Origin of the sequence: Sphingomonas sp. ID0503 (genome assembly GCF_048565625.1) — a bacterium.
Classification (GTDB): Bacteria; Pseudomonadota; Alphaproteobacteria; order Sphingomonadales; family Sphingomonadaceae; genus JBLZUR01.
The window spans coordinates 2804040-2820256 of record NZ_JBLZUR010000002.1 but is presented as its reverse complement, the minus strand read 5'-3'; the positions used below and the strand labels follow the sequence as shown (position 1 = coordinate 2820256).

General features: G+C 67.4%; 19 protein-coding genes and 2 tRNA genes. 7 read left to right on the top strand and 14 right to left on the bottom strand.

All coding sequences use genetic code 11. The annotated features are described in order from the left end of the window. Positions 1–32: 32 nt before the first annotated feature. Both ACM608_RS14820 and ACM608_RS14815 read left to right on the top strand, forming a co-directional pair. The gene (locus ACM608_RS14820) at positions 33–587 is read left to right on the top strand and encodes a DUF1285 domain-containing protein (protein WP_419684195.1); all 555 of its coding nucleotides are present in this window, start codon (positions 33–35) and stop codon (positions 585–587) included. Next, on the top strand, positions 584–1174 hold the full coding sequence (locus ACM608_RS14815) for a CoA pyrophosphatase (RefSeq protein WP_419684193.1): 591 nt from the start codon (positions 584–586) through the stop codon (positions 1172–1174). Before ACM608_RS14820 ends, ACM608_RS14815 begins: the two co-directional genes overlap by 4 nt. Here the strand turns inward: ACM608_RS14815 and ACM608_RS14810 are convergent. The 5 genes from ACM608_RS14810 to ACM608_RS14790 all read right to left on the bottom strand — a co-directional run bounded on the left by ACM608_RS14810 (position 1171) and on the right by ACM608_RS14790 (position 3807). Further along, entirely contained in the window at positions 1171–1389 is a 219-nt protein-coding gene (locus ACM608_RS14810; RefSeq protein WP_419684191.1) for a hypothetical protein, read from the bottom strand. The genes ACM608_RS14815 and ACM608_RS14810 overlap by 4 nt on opposite strands. Positions 1390–1423: 34 nt before the next feature. Further along, entirely contained in the window at positions 1424–2425 is a 1002-nt protein-coding gene (gene wecB / locus ACM608_RS14805) for a non-hydrolyzing UDP-N-acetylglucosamine 2-epimerase (RefSeq protein WP_419685229.1), read from the bottom strand. A gap of 141 nt (positions 2426–2566) precedes the next feature. After that, entirely contained in the window at positions 2567–3016 is a 450-nt protein-coding gene (locus ACM608_RS14800) for a DUF1465 family protein (protein WP_419684189.1), read from the bottom strand. 71 nt (positions 3017–3087) lie between these two features. Then, on the bottom strand, positions 3088–3699 hold the full coding sequence (gene folE, locus ACM608_RS14795; protein WP_419684187.1) for a GTP cyclohydrolase I FolE: 612 nt from the start codon (positions 3697–3699) through the stop codon (positions 3088–3090). Positions 3700–3722: 23 nt separating this feature from the next. Then, a tRNA-Leu gene (locus tag ACM608_RS14790) sits at positions 3723–3807 on the bottom strand. Positions 3808–3886: 79 nt separating this feature from the next. Here ACM608_RS14790 and ACM608_RS14785 point away from each other — a divergent pair. Beyond that, positions 3887–4789 (top strand): histone deacetylase, encoded by a 903-nt coding sequence (locus ACM608_RS14785; protein WP_419684185.1) that lies wholly within the window; start codon positions 3887–3889, stop codon positions 4787–4789. A 317-nt stretch (positions 4790–5106) separates the two neighbouring features. On the opposite strand, the gene ACM608_RS14780 is transcribed toward ACM608_RS14785, so the two are convergent. From ACM608_RS14780 to ACM608_RS14770, 3 genes are all read right to left on the bottom strand, one after another. After that, on the bottom strand, positions 5107–5817 hold the full coding sequence (locus tag ACM608_RS14780) for an SDR family NAD(P)-dependent oxidoreductase (RefSeq protein ID WP_419684183.1): 711 nt from the start codon (positions 5815–5817) through the stop codon (positions 5107–5109). Continuing rightward, positions 5817–7319: an amidophosphoribosyltransferase gene (purF, locus tag ACM608_RS14775; protein WP_419684182.1), complete on the bottom strand. Its 1503-nt coding sequence runs from the start codon at positions 7317–7319 to the stop codon at positions 5817–5819. Before purF ends, ACM608_RS14780 begins: the two co-directional genes overlap by 1 nt. Positions 7320–7500: 181 nt before the next feature. Continuing rightward, entirely contained in the window at positions 7501–7776 is a 276-nt protein-coding gene (locus ACM608_RS14770) for a hypothetical protein (protein ID WP_419684181.1), read from the bottom strand. Between the two features lie 95 nt (positions 7777–7871). Here ACM608_RS14770 and hisI point away from each other — a divergent pair, with 95 nt between their 5' ends. From hisI to ACM608_RS14755, 3 genes are all read left to right on the top strand, one after another. After that, positions 7872–8237, top strand: a complete 366-nt coding sequence (hisI, locus tag ACM608_RS14765; protein ID WP_419684180.1) for a phosphoribosyl-AMP cyclohydrolase — start codon at positions 7872–7874, stop codon at positions 8235–8237. A gap of 5 nt (positions 8238–8242) precedes the next feature. Then, a complete protein-coding gene (locus tag ACM608_RS14760) occupies positions 8243–8953 on the top strand; it encodes an NAD-dependent deacylase (protein WP_419684179.1) in 711 nt (236 codons plus the stop codon). A gap of 135 nt (positions 8954–9088) precedes the next feature. Continuing rightward, positions 9089–9592 (top strand): GAF domain-containing protein, encoded by a 504-nt coding sequence (locus ACM608_RS14755; protein WP_419684178.1) that lies wholly within the window; start codon positions 9089–9091, stop codon positions 9590–9592. Between the two features lie 17 nt (positions 9593–9609). On the opposite strand, the gene ACM608_RS14750 is transcribed toward ACM608_RS14755, so the two are convergent. The 3 genes from ACM608_RS14750 to rpsA form a co-directional block, all read right to left on the bottom strand. Further along, a tRNA-Leu gene (locus tag ACM608_RS14750) sits at positions 9610–9695 on the bottom strand. 24 nt (positions 9696–9719) lie between these two features. After that, positions 9720–9998: an integration host factor subunit beta gene (locus tag ACM608_RS14745; RefSeq protein WP_419684177.1), complete on the bottom strand. Its 279-nt coding sequence runs from the start codon at positions 9996–9998 to the stop codon at positions 9720–9722. A 143-nt stretch (positions 9999–10141) separates the two neighbouring features. Beyond that, positions 10142–11851, bottom strand: coding sequence for a 30S ribosomal protein S1 (gene rpsA / locus ACM608_RS14740; protein WP_419684175.1), 1710 nt, complete (start codon positions 11849–11851; stop codon positions 10142–10144). A gap of 554 nt (positions 11852–12405) precedes the next feature. On the opposite strand from rpsA, the gene ACM608_RS14735 reads away from it, so the two are divergent. Next, positions 12406–13119 carry a GDSL-type esterase/lipase family protein gene (locus ACM608_RS14735; RefSeq protein WP_419684173.1) on the top strand — a complete coding sequence of 238 codons (714 nt, stop codon included), beginning with the start codon at positions 12406–12408 and terminating at the stop codon, positions 13117–13119. On the opposite strand, the gene ACM608_RS14730 is transcribed toward ACM608_RS14735, so the two are convergent. The 3 genes from ACM608_RS14730 to aroA form a co-directional block, all read right to left on the bottom strand. Continuing rightward, entirely contained in the window at positions 13116–13727 is a 612-nt protein-coding gene (locus tag ACM608_RS14730) for a (d)CMP kinase (RefSeq protein ID WP_419685228.1), read from the bottom strand. The genes ACM608_RS14735 and ACM608_RS14730 overlap by 4 nt on opposite strands. 2 nt (positions 13728–13729) lie before the next feature. Next, positions 13730–14626: a proline iminopeptidase-family hydrolase gene (locus ACM608_RS14725; RefSeq protein WP_419684172.1), complete on the bottom strand. Its 897-nt coding sequence runs from the start codon at positions 14624–14626 to the stop codon at positions 13730–13732. A gap of 179 nt (positions 14627–14805) precedes the next feature. After that, the gene (aroA, locus tag ACM608_RS14720) at positions 14806–16149 is read right to left on the bottom strand and encodes a 3-phosphoshikimate 1-carboxyvinyltransferase (protein WP_419684169.1); all 1344 of its coding nucleotides are present in this window, start codon (positions 16147–16149) and stop codon (positions 14806–14808) included. Between the last annotated feature and the right edge of the window lie 68 nt (positions 16150–16217).

Here is a 16217-nt window from a genome sequence, read left to right as displayed (position 1 = left end):
AGAGGTGCCGGTCAGGTCATTAGGGAGCGGCTATGCCCGAAACTTATCCTCCGATCGATTTGAGCGGTCTCGGCATAGCGGAGATCGCGCGCCTCGCCGCTGAACGTAAGCTTCCGCCGGTGGAGCGTTGGGACCCCCCTCATTGCGGCGACAGCCAGATGCGGATCGCACGGGACAGCACTTGGTACCACGAAGGCGAGCCGATCCGCCGCGAAGCGCTCGTCCGCCTGTTCTCGACGGTCCTGCGTCGGGAGGCGGACGGAAGCCATGTTCTCGTCACCCCGGCAGAAAAGCTGGACATCCAAGTCGAGGACACGCCCTTCGTCGCGACTGAGGTGGTGTCAGAGGGCGGAGGCCGCAATCGCCGTCTCGCCTTCCGCCTCAACACCGGCGACGTGGTCGTGGCCGGGCCGGAGCATCCGTTGCGGCTCGCGGGCGACCAGCTCAACCTGGTCGTGCGCGGCGGACTTGAGGCGCGCGTGGATCGCCCGGTCTGGTACGAGCTGGCCGAAGACGCCATTGCCGAGGGCGGCGACACGCCGGGATTGTGGAGCGACGGCGCGTTCTTCCCGTTCGTTCCCGCATGACGCTGACCGAGCGTCTCCGCGCCAGCCTCGACAGCCCCGCATCATCGGGTGTGGCGGGGGACGACTTCGTCTTCGCTGAGGAAGCGGTGCTGACGGCGGCGGCGGTGCTGGTGCCGATCGTCGACCGTCCGGCGCCGACCGTTTTGCTGACACGCCGCACCGACACGTTGCGCAAGCATGCCGGCCAGATCGCCTTTCCGGGCGGCAGGATCGACCCGGAAGATTCCTCGCCGGAAGCGGCGGCCCTCCGTGAAGCCTGGGAGGAAATCGCCCTTGATCCGGCGGACGTCACGGTGGTCGGCCGGAGCGACACCTACCGCACGGGCACCGGATATTCGGTCACCCCCGTCATCGGTATCATCCCGCCGGACCTTTCATTCATCCCCAATGCGGGCGAGGTGGCCGAGATCTTCGAGGTGCCGTTCGAACGCCTGATCGACCCCGCCGTACACGTCGCGCAGACCAGCGAGTTCGGCGGGCGTATGCGCCGGTTCTATGAGATCACGATCGACGGATACCGTGTCTGGGGCGCGACGGCTGGCATGATCGTCAATCTGGCCGCTCGTCTCCGCAACGTGCCGGCTTAATGGGCGAGCATCGTCCCGTTGACGGGGATGTCGCTCAGGCTGGCGGGTGCCTCGCGTGCGATCTGTTCGGAAAGGAGCGCGCGGGCGTAGTCGGCATGCACGGCGACGACGGACAATCTCAGTTCGTCGAGCTCCGCGATGCACGATGCCAGTTCGGCCCTGACCCTGGCCATGCGGGCAAGCCGGTCCGTCCGGCCGCCATTATATACGATCATCTGAAAGTCCCCATCCGCAGGTCGCGGCCTTTGTCTAAGCGTGCCGCAGATCACGCTCCCTGTGCAACGCAAAAGATCGCATGGCCGTAACGATCCGCTCGGCGGCGCGCTCATCGCCGAACGTGTCGGAGGGGAGTGCCGGCGTGAGGCCATCGAGTGCCCGCTGCGCCTGTCCCACGATGTCGGCAGTGTCGGTGCCAGCGACGTGCACCGTGCCCTCCGCTACGCCTTCCCGGCGCTCGGTGGTATCGCGCATCAGGATCACCGGGATACCCAAGGCGGTTGCCTCCTCCTGAATGCCGCCCGAATCGCTGAGGATCAGCCGTGCATGGCACATGAGGTGGATGAAAGCCGGGTAGGGGAGCGCGTCGATAAGCGTGACACCGCGCACGCCATCCAACTGCCGGTGGACGACGCGGCGGATGGCAGGGCTCGGGTGAACGGCGAAGACGATCTGCAGATCGCGGTCGGCTGCCAGCCCTCGTACCGCCTCGCAGATCCTGTGCAGCGGTTTGCCCTGGTTCTCCCGCCGGTGCGCGGTGACGAGGACGAGCGGGCGGCCGGGGTCCAGCGGCGGCAGGTGGCTCTCGATCTGGTGGCGCAGGCCCCGGTCGCCGGCGATGCGGCGGCGGGTCCAGAACAGGGCGTCGATGACGGTGTTACCGGTCACCGTCATCTCGCGGCCTCCGATGCCTTCGCGGCGCAGATTGTCCGCGGCGAGGATGGTCGGTGGAAAAAGCGGATCGGCGAACAGGTCGATCGCGCGGCGGTTGAACTCCTCCGGCCAGGGGTTCGCGAGGTCGTAGGTACGCAGCCCGGCCTCGACATGGGCGACCGGTATGCCGAGATTGAAGGCGGCCTGCGCCGCGGCGAGCGCGCCCGTGGTATCGCCGTGGACGATGACGTGATCCGGCCGGGCATCGCGGAACAGGCGGTCCACCGCCTTGACAACCCGCGCGGTAAGACCGTTCAGCCGCTGCCTTTTCCGCATGACGTTCAGGTCGAAGTCGGCGGCGATGCCGAAGAAGTCTAGGATAGGGGGGGACGAGGTCGGCGTGCTGGCCGAGATTGCAGACGCGAACGTCGAAGAAAGGGTCGTCCTGCAAGGCGAGGATGACGGGCGCCATCTTGATCGCGTCCGGCCGTGTACCGACGACCGCGCAGACGGACATCCGCCTCAGAAAGCGCGCTCCAGCCGGCTGAAGAGCGCGCGCGCGTCGTTGGCCGGGACAGGCACCCGATGATCGACGGGGCGGCTGATGGCGATGCGGCTGATGCGGTCGTACAGTTCGACGGAAGCGCGGACCGCCTGCTGCGCGCGACCGGGGAGGAGTGGCATGACGCGCTCGTCCTGCGGATCGACCTCGCCGAGCGGAGACACGGTCGCGATCTCACCGTTCAGCCGGGCCCTTTGCCCGAGAAGCCAGGTGATGACCGTCATCAACCGAGTCGTGGTCTTTAGCGATTCGCAGGCGAGCGAAACGCGTTGCGCCGGAGTCGCCTTCACCTCGTCGGCGGCTGATCCAGGCTGGAAGGCGATCCGCATCTCGTCCGCGAGCACCAGCGCCTCCGCATAGAGCGTCTCCACGAGGCGCGCGGTGATGTCGGGGCGGATGGCGGCGTTCATCCGTTCAAAATGGCACAGCGGCCGGTGACCAGCTAGGTTAATTCAACGTTCTTGTCCTGCAATGGGACAGGTCAGTGGCCCATCAGCGCCAGAACCTCGCGGCGGCTGCGCTCGTCCTCGCGGAAGACCCCGAGCATCCGGCTGGTCGTCATGCCGACGCCGGGTGTGCGCACGCCACGGGCGGTCATGCAGGCGTGGCTCGCCTCGATGACCACCGCGACGCCCTGCGGCTGCAGGTGATCCCAGATGCAGTCGGCGATCTGGGCGGTCAGCCGCTCCTGCACCTGAAGGCGGCGGGCGAAGCCGTGGAGGACGCGGGCGAGCTTGGAAATGCCGACGACGCGGTCCTTGGGCAGATACGCGATCGAGGCCCTGCCAATGATCGGCGCCATGTGGTGCTCGCAATGCGACTGGAAGGGGATGTCCTTCAGCAGCACGACGTTGTCGTAGCCACCGACCTCTTCGAAGGTCCGTGACAGATGGTGCGACGGATCCTCGCCATAGCCGAGGCAGTATTCCTTCCACGCCCGGGCGACGCGTGCGGGGGTATCGAGCAGGCCTTCACGCGAGGGATCGTCCCCGGCCCATTCGATCAGCGTACGGATGGCGGCGGCGACATGATCCGGAACCGGGATCTTCGGGCTGGATTCGACCAGATCGCCGTCCCTGTCGCCTTCCGCCATCCGATCATCCTTTTCAGTCGGGGTGGTGCCCCTGGCCGGGCTCGAACCAGCACTCCTTTCGGAATCCGATTTTGAGTCGGACGCGTCTACCAATTTCACCACAGGGGCACGGGTCAGCGGTTAGCCGAGCGGATCGGCGGTCGCAACCTTGGCGGAGGGTTCGCGAGGGGCCATCTTGCAACCGAAGATGCTGCACGTCGTCCACCACCCGGATTATGTCGCGCCGGTCGCGCCGGACAATACCTACCGCTTCGACAAGCATGCGATGGTCATGCGGTCGCTGTTCGACAGCGGGATGGTGATGGCGGTGCATAGCCCCGACCCAATGCCGGCGGCCTGGCTGGAGGCGGTGCATGACCCGGCCTATGTCGCCGAGGTTGCCGCCGCCGCCGTGCCGCCGGCCAAGGAGCGGCGGATCGGTTATCCGGTGTCCCGGTTCGTGGCCCGGCGGGCTGCGCGGGTGCCGGGAGGGACCTGGCTGGCGGCGAAGCTGGCGATCGAGCACGGTTTCGCGGCGAACTCGGCGGGCGGCAGTCACCATGCGCTATACGACACGGGAGCCGGGTATTGCGTGTTCAACGACCTTGCGGTCGCGACGCACCGGCTGATTGCGGAGGGAGATGCGGCGCGCGTGCTGATCGTCGACCTCGACGTGCATCAGGGCGACGGGACGGCAGCGCTGATGTCCGCGCGGGACGACGTGTTCACCCTGTCGATCCATGCCGAGAAGAACTTTCCGGTGCGGAAGGCGGTGTCGACGCTGGACATCGGCCTGGAGGACCGGGTGGACGACGCCGGCTATATGGCGGTGCTGGAACGGACCCTGCCTTCGGTGCTGGACGCATTCGCGCCGGATTTCGTGTTCTATCAGGCGGGCGTGGATCCCCATGTCGAGGATCGGCTGGGGCGGCTGGCGCTGAGCGACGCCGGGCTGGCGGCGCGGGATCGATATGTCGTCACGCAAGTGCGGGCGCGAGGCTTGCCGATCGCGAGCACGATGGGCGGCGGTTATGGCGCGGACAAGCTGGCCGTTGCGCAGCGTCATGGGCGGTCGATCATCGCGATGGCCGAGGCGAACGAAGCCTACTGATTCGCGGCGGAAGAGCAGCCCGGAACGACTGCGCGGCAGCGCGGAAGTTTACTAAGTTGTCGCTACGTCACGCCGGGAATCCATTCCCGGAGCAAGAACGGGCAGGCCGGTCGGGTGACCGGATGCGGAGGATGGACGGTTCAAAGAGCCGGCATCGGGCTGGCAAATATCTTCCAACATTGGAAGAGTTGTTTGGGGTCGGGGGGCGCGCGTTTGAGGAGGGCTGGCGCGGGGGGCGCTGTCATGACATCCGGTGCGTTTGCGGCGCCTACCCCTCCACCGCCTTCGGAGGTCCCCCTCCCCTCCCGGGGGAGGATTTAGGCGTCTACTCTTATGCGGGTGCCGGTCTTGAAGCCTTCGGCGATCATCGCGGTGATGCGGTCGGCGACGGCTTCGGGGGACTTGAGGGTTGCGGGGTCCTCGCCGGGGAACGCCTTGGCGCGCATGGTGGTGGCGGTGGCGCCGGGATCGACGATGGCGACCTTGACCTTGCTGATCTCCGCCATCTCATCGGCATAGGCGAGGAGGAGGGTGTCGAGAGCGGCCTTGGACGCGCCATAGGCACCCCAATAGGCGCGTGGGAAGGCACCAACCGAGGAGGTGATGCCGAGCACCGCCGCATCCGCCGATCCGCGCAGCAGGCTGTCGAAGGCCGCCAGCAGCGCCTGTTGCGCGCCGAGGTTCAGGGTGAGGAGTTTCGAAAACTCCTTGGCGTCGATCTGCGCGACCGGCGTCAGCGTGCCCAGCATGGCGGCATTGAGGACGAGGATGTCGAGCGCCTTCCAGCGCCCGCCGATCGCCTGTGCCAGACGGCCGATGCTGTCGCCATCGGCTAGGTCGAGCGGCGCGATCGTCGCGCTGCCGCCTGCGGCGTGGATCGCCTCCTCGACTTCTTCCAGCCCCTTGGCCGTCCGGGCGGTGAGGATGACGTGCGCGCCCTCGGCGCCGAGCGCCCTGGCGGTGGCCGCGCCGATGCCGCGGCTGGCGCCGGTAACGAGGGCCAGCCGGCCCTCCAGTGACTTGGACATCAAGCGACCCGTTCGGAGAGGAGCATCAGTTGATCGACGGGGGCGACTTCCTCCTGATCGGTCAGGCGGGTCGGGTAGTCGCCGGTGAAGCAGGCGTCGCAATATTGCGGCTGACCTTCATCGCGCATGTCCTCGCCCAGCGCACGGTAGAGGCCGTCCACTGAGACGAAGGAGAGGCTGTCGACGTTGATGTAGTCGGCCATCTGCGCCACCGACATCTGCGCGGCGAGCAGCTTGGCGCGTTCGGGCGTATCGACGCCGTAATAGCAGCTGTGCCGTGTCGGCGGGCTGGCGATGCGCATGTGGATCTCGCGCGCGCCCGCTTCCTTCAGCATCGCGACGATCTTCAGGCTGGTGGTGCCGCGCACGATCGAATCGTCGATCAGGACGATGCGCTTGCCGTCGATCAGCGCGCGATTGGCGTTGTGCTTCAGCTTGACGCCGAGATGGCGGACCTGGTCACCCGGCTGGATGAAAGTGCGGCCGACATAATGCGAGCGGATGATGCCGAGTTCGAACGGAATGCCGCTTTCCTGCGCATAGCCGATAGCGGCGGGGGTGCCGGAATCGGGCACGGGGACGACGAGGTCGGCCTCGACCGGGTTCTCCTTCGCCAGCTCGGCACCGATCCGCTTGCGAACCGAGTAAACCGAGGAGCCGTCCACGATCGAATCGGGGCGGGAGAAGTAGACATGCTCGAAGATGCAGGGGCGTTGCGCCACCTGCGAGAAGGGGCGGATCGAGCGGAGGCCCTGATGCGAGATGATGACGATCTCGCCCGGCTCGACATTGCGCAGGAAGGTCGCGCCGACGACGTCGAGGGCCACGGTTTCCGAGGCGAGGATATAGGCGTCGCCGACGCGGCCAAGGACGAGCGGGCGGATGCCGAGCGGATCGCGGCAGCCGATCATCCCCTCGGACGTCATGCAGACGAGCGAATAGGCACCTTCGACCTGCTTCAACGCGTCGATGAACTTGTCGAGCAGGGTCCGGTAGTTGGATGTCGCGACGAGGTGGATGATGACCTCGGTATCGGAGGTCGACTGGAAGATCGAGCCGCGCCGGTTGAGGTCGCGGCGCAGCTTCATCGCATTGGAGATGTTGCCGTTATGGGCGACCGCGAAGCCGCCGCTCGCCAATTCGGCGAAGAGCGGCTGGACGTTGCGGAGTGCGGTGTCGCCGGTGGTGGCATAGCGGACATGGCCGCAGGCGACCTTGCCCGGCAGGCCGCGAATCACCTCGTCCCGATCGAAATTGCCGGCGACATGGCCCATTGCGCGATGGGTGTGGAACTCCCGCCCGTCCCAGCTGGTGATGCCAGCTGCCTCCTGACCCCGATGCTGGAGCGCGTGGAGGCCGAGGGCCACCATCGCAGCGGCGGTTTCCGCCCCCCAGATGCCGAAAACGCCGCATTCCTCGCGCAGCTTGTCGCCATCCGCGAGATCGAAGGGATTGGTCGTGAGCAAGGGCCACCCGCCGGTCATGTCGTGATGCGCGGGCATATAGGGACAAGATGGCGGTTTGTCGCCCTCCCTTGTCGCCGAACCGTCATATTGGTGGGTGGCGGGGGAGGGTGCACGGGAGTCCCCGGCGTTCGCCCTGAGCCTGTCGAAGGGCCAGCGCTACGGTGGCGCTAGGGCTTCGACAGGCTCAGCCCGAACGGCGTGGGAGCAGGTGGCGTACTCAGCGCACGATGTCGTCCTGCACCTTGTTGTCGCCGCCCGTGCCCGCAGTCCCCGCGAAGGTGCCGGGATCGTCGAGGTCGGTCTTGCGCCCGCCGGTCTCGGGCTTTGCCGGTTCGTCGCCGCTGCTGGGATAGAATTCGTCCACGTTGTTGGCACTGCCCGCGCCGCCGACGCCAAGGCCCGGCGTGTCGGTCCGCGCGTCGGCGGGACGATCGGTGTGGAGCGGGCCGCCGGCCTCGGCAGGGTGCGGGCGCTTTTCGGTCTGGTCAGTCATGGGAGGGCTCCTTTCAAGCGGGAAACGAGCGGAGCGGGGATTGGAGCCGTCATTTCGGCGGTTGGATGACACGGTGCATCCGGCTAGGCCGGGCCATGGCCGACGATCGCGAGCAGGGTACGACCCTTCAGCCGAAATTCGACGCAGCGGGGCTCGTCACCGCGGTCGCGACGGATCATGCGACGGGCGAGCTGCTGATGCTCGCGCATATGAACGCAGAGGCTTTGGCCAGGACGATCGAGAGCGGGGAGGCGTGGTTCTTCTCGCGATCGCGCGGGCGGCTGTGGAAGAAGGGCGAGAGTTCGGGCCACGTCCTGTCCGTGCGGGAGATGCGGATCGACTGCGACCAGGACGCGATCTGGCTGAAGGTCGCGCCGGCGGGGCCGGCCTGCCATACCGGCGAGCGCAGCTGCTTCTATCGCCGGATCGAGGGCGGGCGGCTGGTCCGCGACGAGGGCTGAACGCGGTGGAGGTCCGCAACATCGTCATCCTGACCGGCGCGGGGCTTTCGGCGGAGAGTGGCCTCGCAACCTTCCGGGGACCGGGCGGCCTGTGGGAAGGCCACCGCGTCGAGGACGTGTGTACGCCCGAGGCGTTGGCGCGCGATCCGGAGACAGTCCATCGGTTCTACGATGCGCGGCGCGCGGCTCTGGCGACGGTGGAGCCGAATGCGGCGCATCGGGCGCTGGCGCGGCTGGATGCGGAATGGCCCGGCGGGCTGCTGATCGTGACCCAGAACGTCGATGACCTGCACGAGCGGGCCGGGGCGAAACGGATCCTGCATATGCATGGCGCGCTGCTGTCGGCCCTGTGCGCGGCGTGCGGCGATCGGCAGGCGTGGAGCGGGCCGATGGGGCATCGGCCCGGATGCGGGGCTTGCGAAGCGGCGGACAGTCTTCGTCCCGACATCGTGTTCTTCGGTGAGATGCCGTACGAGATGGAGCGGATCGAGGCGGCGCTGGCTGAGGCCGATTTGTTCGTCTCGATCGGCACGTCTGGCGCGGTCTATCCGGCGGCAGGCTTCGTGCAGACCGCGCGGCATTATGGCGCCGAGACGCTGGAGCTGAACCTCGAACCGTCGGCTGGAAGCTATTTCTTCGCCGAGTCGCGACTCGGGCGGGCGACGGAAATCGTGCCGGAATGGGTCGAGGAGATGCTCGGGCAGCAAGGCGCTTGATCGTTGCTGATCCGAAAAATCCTCGGCTTTCCGTGATCCCCCCGAAACGGATCGGCCCCGATCCAGCATTCGCTTGAAATCGCCATTGAGCCGCGCGAAGACTGACCCGATCGTAATAGAGTAATCTACATCAAGATGTACGAGCTAGCGTGCGGAGCGTCCCTTCCCGCCAACGAGGCGGAACGACAGGCGGCGGTCGAAGGATCGCGGGTATTGGAACGGGGCGGGGACGCCGCCCTGCAGCGGATCGTCGACCGCGCGGCCCGCGTCTTCGAGGCTCCGATCGCCGCGATCTCGATCATCGATCGGAACCGCCAGTGGTTTGCGGCGCGCGTCGGGCTGAAGCCCGAGGAGACGGATCGCTCGAGTTCTTTCTGCGCCCATGCGATCCACAGGCCGGGCGAGCCGCTGATCGTGCCGGACGCGTGCAAGGACGAGCGGTTCGTCCACAATCCGCTGGTGGAGGGCGCGCCGCATATCCGCTTCTACGCGGGCGTGCCGCTGATCGGGCAATCTGGATATGCGCTGGGCGCGCTTTGCGTCATCGACACCGAGCCGCGCGAGCGCGCGGACAAGATCTACGACCTGCAGATGCTCGCGCTGGAGGTCGAGCGGGTGCTGGCGCGGCCGGACGGCTAAGTCGCTGACGTCGTAAATGGTGCGGGCGGCGGGACTCGAACCCGCACTTCCATGGGAAAGCAGATTTTAAGTCTGCTGCGTCTACCGGTTTCGCCACGCCCGCCGGAGTGACGTGGACGTGATAGCCTCAGACGTTGAGGCGGGCGCGCATTTCCTTGCCGGGCTTGAAATAAGGCACGCGCTTCGCGTCGACATCGACGGCGTCACCGGTGCGCGGATTGCGGCCGACGCGGGCGGAACGGGCGCGGGTGGTGAAAGTGCCGAAGCCGCGAAGCTCGACACGGCCGCCGCTCGCCAGCTGGGCGATGATCGCGTCGAAGAAGATCGTCACGAGCCGCTCGACATCCTTGATCGACAGATCAGGATTGTCCTTAGCGATCAGCTGAACCAGCTCCGACCGGATCACGGCTTGCCCCCTTGATGTCCGCGGTACACCGCAGATGCCTGTCGATAACGCGAATCGAAAACCTAGATCAATGCTCTTGCGGCATTGCAACAGATTGCGCCAGCGAAACGGCCCCGCCCGATGAACGGGCGGGGCCAGTACCCTTAACGCTCTTCGCGCGCCTTGTTGAGCGCGGCGCCGAGGATGTCGCCGAGCGAGGCGCCCGAGTCGGACGAACCGTACTGCTGAACGGCCTGCTTCTCCTCGGCGAGCTGCATCGCCTTGATCGAGAAGGTCGGCTTCTTGGAACGGTCGAAGCCGGACACCATCGCGTCGAACTTCTGCCCGACCTGGAAGCGCTCCGGACGCTGCTCGTCGCGGTCGCGGCCGAGGTCGCTGCGCTTGATGAAGCCGATCGCGCCATCGTCGCCGGCCTGAACCTCAAGCCCGCCGTCGGTGACGGCCATGACCGTCACGGTGACGATCGCGTTCTTGTTCAGGCCGCCCGAGGCACCGCCGGTCGCCGCGGACACGCCGCCACGCTCGAGCTGCTTGATGCCGAGCGAGATGCGCTCCTTCTCGACATCGACGTCCAGGACCTGCGCGGAGACGGTCTCGCCCTTGTGGTGGAGGTTGAGCGCGTCCTCGCCCGACACGCCCCAGGCGATGTCCGACATATGGACCATGCCGTCGACATCGCCGTCGAGACCGATGAACAGGCCGAATTCGGTAGCGTTCTTGACCTCACCCTCGACGGTCGAGCCGACCGGGTGCTGCTCGGCGAAGGCCTCCCACGGGTTCTGCTGGGCCTGCTTGAGGCCGAGGCTGATGCGACGCTTGTCGGCATCGACCTCCAGGATGACGACGTCGACTTCTTGGCTGGTCGAGACGATCTTGCCCGGGTGGACGTTCTTCTTGGTCCAGGACATTTCGGAGACGTGGACGAGGCCCTCGATCCCGGCTTCCAGCTCCACGAAGGCGCCGTATTCGGTGATGTTGGTGACCCGGCCCGAGAACTTCGCGCCGATCGGGTACTTGGCTTCCGCACCCTCCCAAGGATCGCTCTCGAGCTGCTTCATGCCGAGCGAGATGCGCTGCGTGTCCTTGTTGATGCGGATGATCTGCACCTTCACCGTGTCGCCGATGTTGATCATCTCCGACGGGTGATTGACGCGCTTGTAGCTGAGATCGGTGACGTGCAGCAGGCCGTCGATGCCGCCGAGATCGACAAAGGCGCCGTAGTCGGTGATGTTCTTCACCACGCCGTCGATGATCTGACCCTCGGCTAGGCTCTGGATCAGGCCGGTGCGCTGCTCGGCGCGGGTCTCTTCCAGAACGGCGCGGCGCGACACGACGATGTTGCCGCGGCGGCGGTCCATCTTCAGGATCTGGAACGGCTGCGGCATGCCCATCAGCGGGGTGACGTCGCGGACCGGGCGGATGTCGACCTGGCTGCCGGGCAGGAAGGCCACGGCACCGTCGAGGTCGACAGTGAAGCCACCCTTCACGCGGCTGAAGATCACGCCATCGACACGGTTGCCGGCGGTGAATTCGACCTCAAGCTTGTCCCAGGCGGCTTCGCGGCGGGCGCGGTCGCGCGACAGCATCGCTTCGCCATGCACGTTCTCGACGCGGTCGACGAAGACCTCGACCTTGTCGCCGACGGACAGCTCGGCCTTGGCACCGGGGGCGGCGAACTCGCGCAGCGGCACGCGGCCTTCGGACTTCAGCCCGACGTCGATAATCGCCATGTCGTTTTCGATGGCGGTCACGGTGCCGGTGACGACGCGGCCTTCGAAGCCGTCGCCCTGACCCAGAGCCTCATCGAGAAGTGCCGCGAAATCGTCGCGGGTGGGATTTGCCGCAGTGGCCATAAAGATGTGTATCCTAACTCTATTCCGGCCGGCCGGTTGTATCCGGCGGTCTTCTAGCCGAACCGTCGCACCCGCCCCATGCGGTGCGCGACATCCGATGAACCGGGCTTGCGGCAGGGCGATGCGCCATAAAGCGAAAAGGGCGCGTGGACCGAGATCCCGCGCCGACCCGCCGCGAGCCTGGCCCGCCGGACGGCCGCGCCCTTAGCAGGCGCGAGCCGGAGGGGCAAGGCGGCGGGCGGTCCGGTCCATGCTGGTCGGCGGAACTGGCGCTTTCATCGCAAAGTCTTGGCACCAGCGCGGCGGAAGAGCGTTCGAGAGGCGTGGCGTGAGGTTGATGTGTGACAAACGAGAAAATCATCGCAGTGGGGTTGCTGACAGCCCGGGATCTCGCCCTTCTGGGAGAAGGATTTCACCGAGCCTATCCGATCGATTCCACGCCCTGCTTCAACGAGCTGCTGCGCGCGATCGATGAGGCCGATCGCGACTTCCGCGATGTCGAGCGGACATCACCCGTGTTGACGGATCGAAAAGGGTAACGGAACCCGCTGACGATGATCCGGCGGATCGCAGCCTTGTTGCTTTCGCTGTCGGCGGGCGCCGCTGTCGCCGCCCCGCCACCGGTGCTGAACTTCGACCGGTTTTCCGCCGAGATCGCCGCCTTCGCCGCGCGCGATGCGGCGAGACAAACGCCCGGCCGGACGCTTTTCGTCGGCAGTTCCAGCATCCGCCTGTGGGACACGGATACGAGCTTTCCCAGCCGTCGCGCGATCAACCGCGGCTTCGGCGGTGCGACCACGCCGGACGTGCTGCACTTCTACCCGGAGGTGGTGAAGCGGTATCATGCGGATGCGGTGATCGTTTACGTGGGCGAGAACGACATCGCGGCGGGCACCGCGCCGGACCAGGTGGCGCAGGATGTCCTGACCCTGCTCGGCAAGATCCGTGAGGACAATCCCAAGGCGCGGATCGTCTACCTGTCGATGAAGCCGAGCCCGTCCCGCTTCGAACTCTGGCCGCAGATGGCGGCGGCGAACAACATGATCCGCGCCAAGGCGACCGACTTCGACTTCCTCGATGTCGGCAGTGCGCTGGTGGGCGCCAATGGTCGGCCCGACCCGCAATATTACAGTCGTGACGGCCTGCACATGAACCAGGCCGGATACAAGAAGTGGACGACGATCGTGGACGCCTATTTGGGCGCCATGCCCGGTCCGACGCAGCCGCGCACCACGACAGCGGCGAGCGGGGCCGCGCCGAAGTCCTAGCGGCCGACCGCCGCGATGGCCGCGACGATCGCGGCTTCCACGCCCATGTCGCTGGTATCCAACAAGACGGCGTCCTCCGCCTGTATGAGCGGAGAGGCCGCGCGATTGCTGTCGCGTTCGTCGCGGGCGCGGATGTCGGCGAGGACGGCGTCGAAGCTGGTGTCCAGGCCCATGCCCGAAAGTTCGCGGTGCCGGCGCTCGGCGCGGATCTCCGGCCGGGCGGTGACGAAGAGCTTCGCCGTGGCGTTCGGCGCGATCACCGTGCCGATGTCGCGCCCGTCGAGGATCGCGCCGCCGGGCTGGGCAGCAAAGGCGCGCTGGCGTTCGAGGAGCGCGGCGCGGACCGCCGGATGAGGGGAAACGCGGCTGGCGGCGCTGCCCGCCTCTTCGCTCTTCAGCGCCGGATCGGTCAGCAGCGTCTCGTCGAATGCGCATCGGCCGGCCGCGAAAGCGGCGTCCGACGGATCGCCGCCGGCGCGCAGCACGGCAATTCCGACCGCGCGATAGAGCAGGCCGGTATCGAGATGCGGCAGCCCGTAATGACGCGCGAGTGCGCGGGCGATGGTGCCCTTGCCGGAGGCGGCGGGGCCGTCGACGGCGATGACCAGGCTCACGCCTCGACCTCGGCAAACCAGCGGCGCAGGCGGGCTACAAAGGCGGGCCCGTTGTCGTTCATGATGCTGTGCGCGGCGTCCGGGATCATCGCGAACGACGCATGCGGCACCTCTCTTGCGAAATCCGCGACGGTCTCCGGCCGCGCCTCGTCATGTTCGCCCGCGACGAACAGGGTGCGGCGACCGTCGAGCCGGGCGAGCAGCGGCCGTCCGTCATAGTCCTTCAGCGATCCGGTCGCGGTGAATTCGGCGCGTCCCCACATGGCGTTGTAGATCGCCGGAGAAAAGCTGCGGGGCAAGGCCGCGCGATAGGCCTCGATCGCAGGCGAGGGCGGGCGCATCCGAACATGGCGCGCGTAGAAGGCGTCGGTCGCCGCCTCGCAACCGGCGGCGGGAGGGGGGTTCGGACCGTCGCAGCGGTCGAGCATCGCACGGGTCTCCGGCGGCATCCGCTCCTTCAGGATACTGGCGTCCTTCAGCCAGAGGTCCGTGGAGATCAGCGGCGATTGCAGGATCAGGCTGGCGAGCTGCGGCGGGCGCCGGGCGCCGTATTCGAGCGCGACCGTGCCGCCCCAACTGGCACCCAGCACGTGCCAGCGGGTGACGCCGAGATGGGCGCGGATCGCCTCCAGCTCGTCAACGAAGCGGCTGACGTGCCAGTTGGCGGGGTCGTTCGGCGTGTCAGAGCGGCCGCTGTCGAGCTGATCGTAGAGGATGACGGCGCGTTCGGAGGCGAGGGGCAGCGCGTTCAGGAAGTACCAGTGGGCGCTGCCCGGGCCGCCGTGGATGAAGACGATGGGGGGGCGGGGGCCGGCGAGGTCCCCGTTGATGCGGACATAGGCACGGCTGCCGGGGACGGGGACCATCTCCTCGCGGTCGGGTGTCAGGTCCAAGCCGGCCTCCGCCGCAACCCTGTGGGGGAAGGGCAGGAGGGTAGCCGCTGCCGCGCCGCCGAGAAAGGCGCGGCGTGAACTCCCCGGCCGTTCGCCCTGAGCCTGTCGAAGGGCTGGGGAAGGCCGTTGTGCAGGCGCTTCGACAGGCTCAGCGCGAACGGCGTTGGGGACGGCGGATATCATCCTGCGATCGCCTCTGCTCCAAGCCCAGTCATCAAATCCGTAAACACCGGAAAGCTGGTCGCGACCGGGGCCATGTCGTCGATCACTACAGCCCCGCGCGAAACCAAGCCCGCCACCGCGAAGCTCATCGCGATGCGGTGGTCGAGCTTCGCCGCGATCGTCGTTCCGCCCGGGAGAGGATCGCCGCCGGTGCCGGTGACGACCAGCCCGTCCTCGCGCTCCTCCACCGAAACGCCGATGGCGCGCAGGCCCTCGGCCATTGTCGCCAGCCGATCGCTTTCCTTGACGCGCAGTTCTTCGAGGCCAGTGGTCGTGCCGGTGCCGGATGCGAGCGCCTGGGCGACGAAGAGGATCGGAAACTCGTCGATCATGCTGGGCGCGAGATCCGGCGGCACCGCGATGTTGGCCAGCGCGGAATGGCGGACGCGGAGGTCGGCGACCGGCTCGCCACCCACCTCGCGCGCGTTCTCATACGCGATGTCGCCGCCCATCAGGCGCAGCACGTCGAAGAGCGCGGCGCGGGTCGGGTTCAGGCCAACATTGGCGACCGTTACGTCGGAGCCGGGGACGAGGAGGGCGGCGACGACGATGAAGGCGGCGGAGGAGGGGTCGCCCGGCACGACGATCTGCTGCGGCTTCAACTCCGCCTCGCCGTGCAGCGAGATCAAGCGCGCGCCGTCGGCTATCTCCTCGACGGTCAGGGCCGCGCCGAAGCCGGCGAGCATCCGCTCGGAATGGTCGCGCGTGCGCACCGGCTCGATCACGCGAGTGATGCCCGGCGTGTTGAGGGCGGCGAGCAGCACCGCCGACTTCACCTGCGCCGAGGCGACGGGCAGGCGGTATTCGATCGGCACCGCCGGGCAGATCCCGCGCAGCATCAGCGGCAGGCGTCCGCCGGGACTGGCGGTGATCTCCGCGCCCATCAGCGAGAGCGGCTCCGTCACCCGACCCATTGGGCGCTTGGAAAGGGAGGCGTCGCCGATGAAGGTGGCGGTGATCGGATGGCTGGCGATCAGCCCCATCAGCAGGCGGGTGGAGGTGCCGGAATTGCCCATGTCGAGCGCGGTCGCGGGCTGGAGCAGACCGCCGACACCGACGCCATCCACCGTCCAGATGCCGTCCGCGCTCCGCTCGATCATGGCCCCCATCGCGCGCATAGCGGCGGCGGTGGCGAGGACGTCCTCGCCCTCCAGCAATCCCTCGATCCGACTGGTGCCGACCGCCAATGCCGAGAGCATCAGCGACCGGTGAGAGATCGACTTGTCGCCGGGCACGGTGACCGTACCGCGAAGCGGGCCGGCGCTGCGGAAGCGCATCGGGGCGGGCACGGCGGCGTGCATCGGCGGGTCCTTCAGAGCGGCGGGATGCGCGGGCTTTTGACAGCGGGGTGCCGCTATGGCAAGGCGCG

Bases quoted from the DNA above. Each gene is read 5' to 3' on its own strand.
- ACM608_RS14820 (WP_419684195.1), top strand. From the start codon at position 33: ATGCCCGAAACTTATCCTCCGATCGATTTGAGCGGTCTCGGCATAGCG.
- ACM608_RS14815 (WP_419684193.1), top strand. From the start codon at position 584: ATGACGCTGACCGAGCGTCTCCGCGCCAGCCTCGACAGCCCCGCATCA.
- ACM608_RS14810 (WP_419684191.1), bottom strand. From the start codon at position 1,389: ATGATCGTATATAATGGCGGCCGGACGGACCGGCTTGCCCGCATGGCC.
- ACM608_RS14800 (WP_419684189.1), bottom strand. From the start codon at position 3,016: ATGAACGCCGCCATCCGCCCCGACATCACCGCGCGCCTCGTGGAGACG.
- folE (WP_419684187.1), bottom strand. From the start codon at position 3,699: ATGGCGGAAGGCGACAGGGACGGCGATCTGGTCGAATCCAGCCCGAAG.
- ACM608_RS14785 (WP_419684185.1), top strand. From the start codon at position 3,887: ATGCTGCACGTCGTCCACCACCCGGATTATGTCGCGCCGGTCGCGCCG.
- ACM608_RS14780 (WP_419684183.1), bottom strand. From the start codon at position 5,817: ATGTCCAAGTCACTGGAGGGCCGGCTGGCCCTCGTTACCGGCGCCAGC.
- purF (WP_419684182.1), bottom strand. From the start codon at position 7,319: ATGCCCGCGCATCACGACATGACCGGCGGGTGGCCCTTGCTCACGACC.
- ACM608_RS14770 (WP_419684181.1), bottom strand. From the start codon at position 7,776: ATGACTGACCAGACCGAAAAGCGCCCGCACCCTGCCGAGGCCGGCGGC.
- hisI (WP_419684180.1), top strand. From the start codon at position 7,872: ATGGCCGACGATCGCGAGCAGGGTACGACCCTTCAGCCGAAATTCGAC.
- ACM608_RS14755 (WP_419684178.1), top strand. From the start codon at position 9,089: ATGTACGAGCTAGCGTGCGGAGCGTCCCTTCCCGCCAACGAGGCGGAA.
- rpsA (WP_419684175.1), bottom strand. From the start codon at position 11,851: ATGGCCACTGCGGCAAATCCCACCCGCGACGATTTCGCGGCACTTCTC.
- ACM608_RS14735 (WP_419684173.1), top strand. From the start codon at position 12,406: ATGATCCGGCGGATCGCAGCCTTGTTGCTTTCGCTGTCGGCGGGCGCC.
- aroA (WP_419684169.1), bottom strand. From the start codon at position 16,149: ATGCACGCCGCCGTGCCCGCCCCGATGCGCTTCCGCAGCGCCGGCCCG.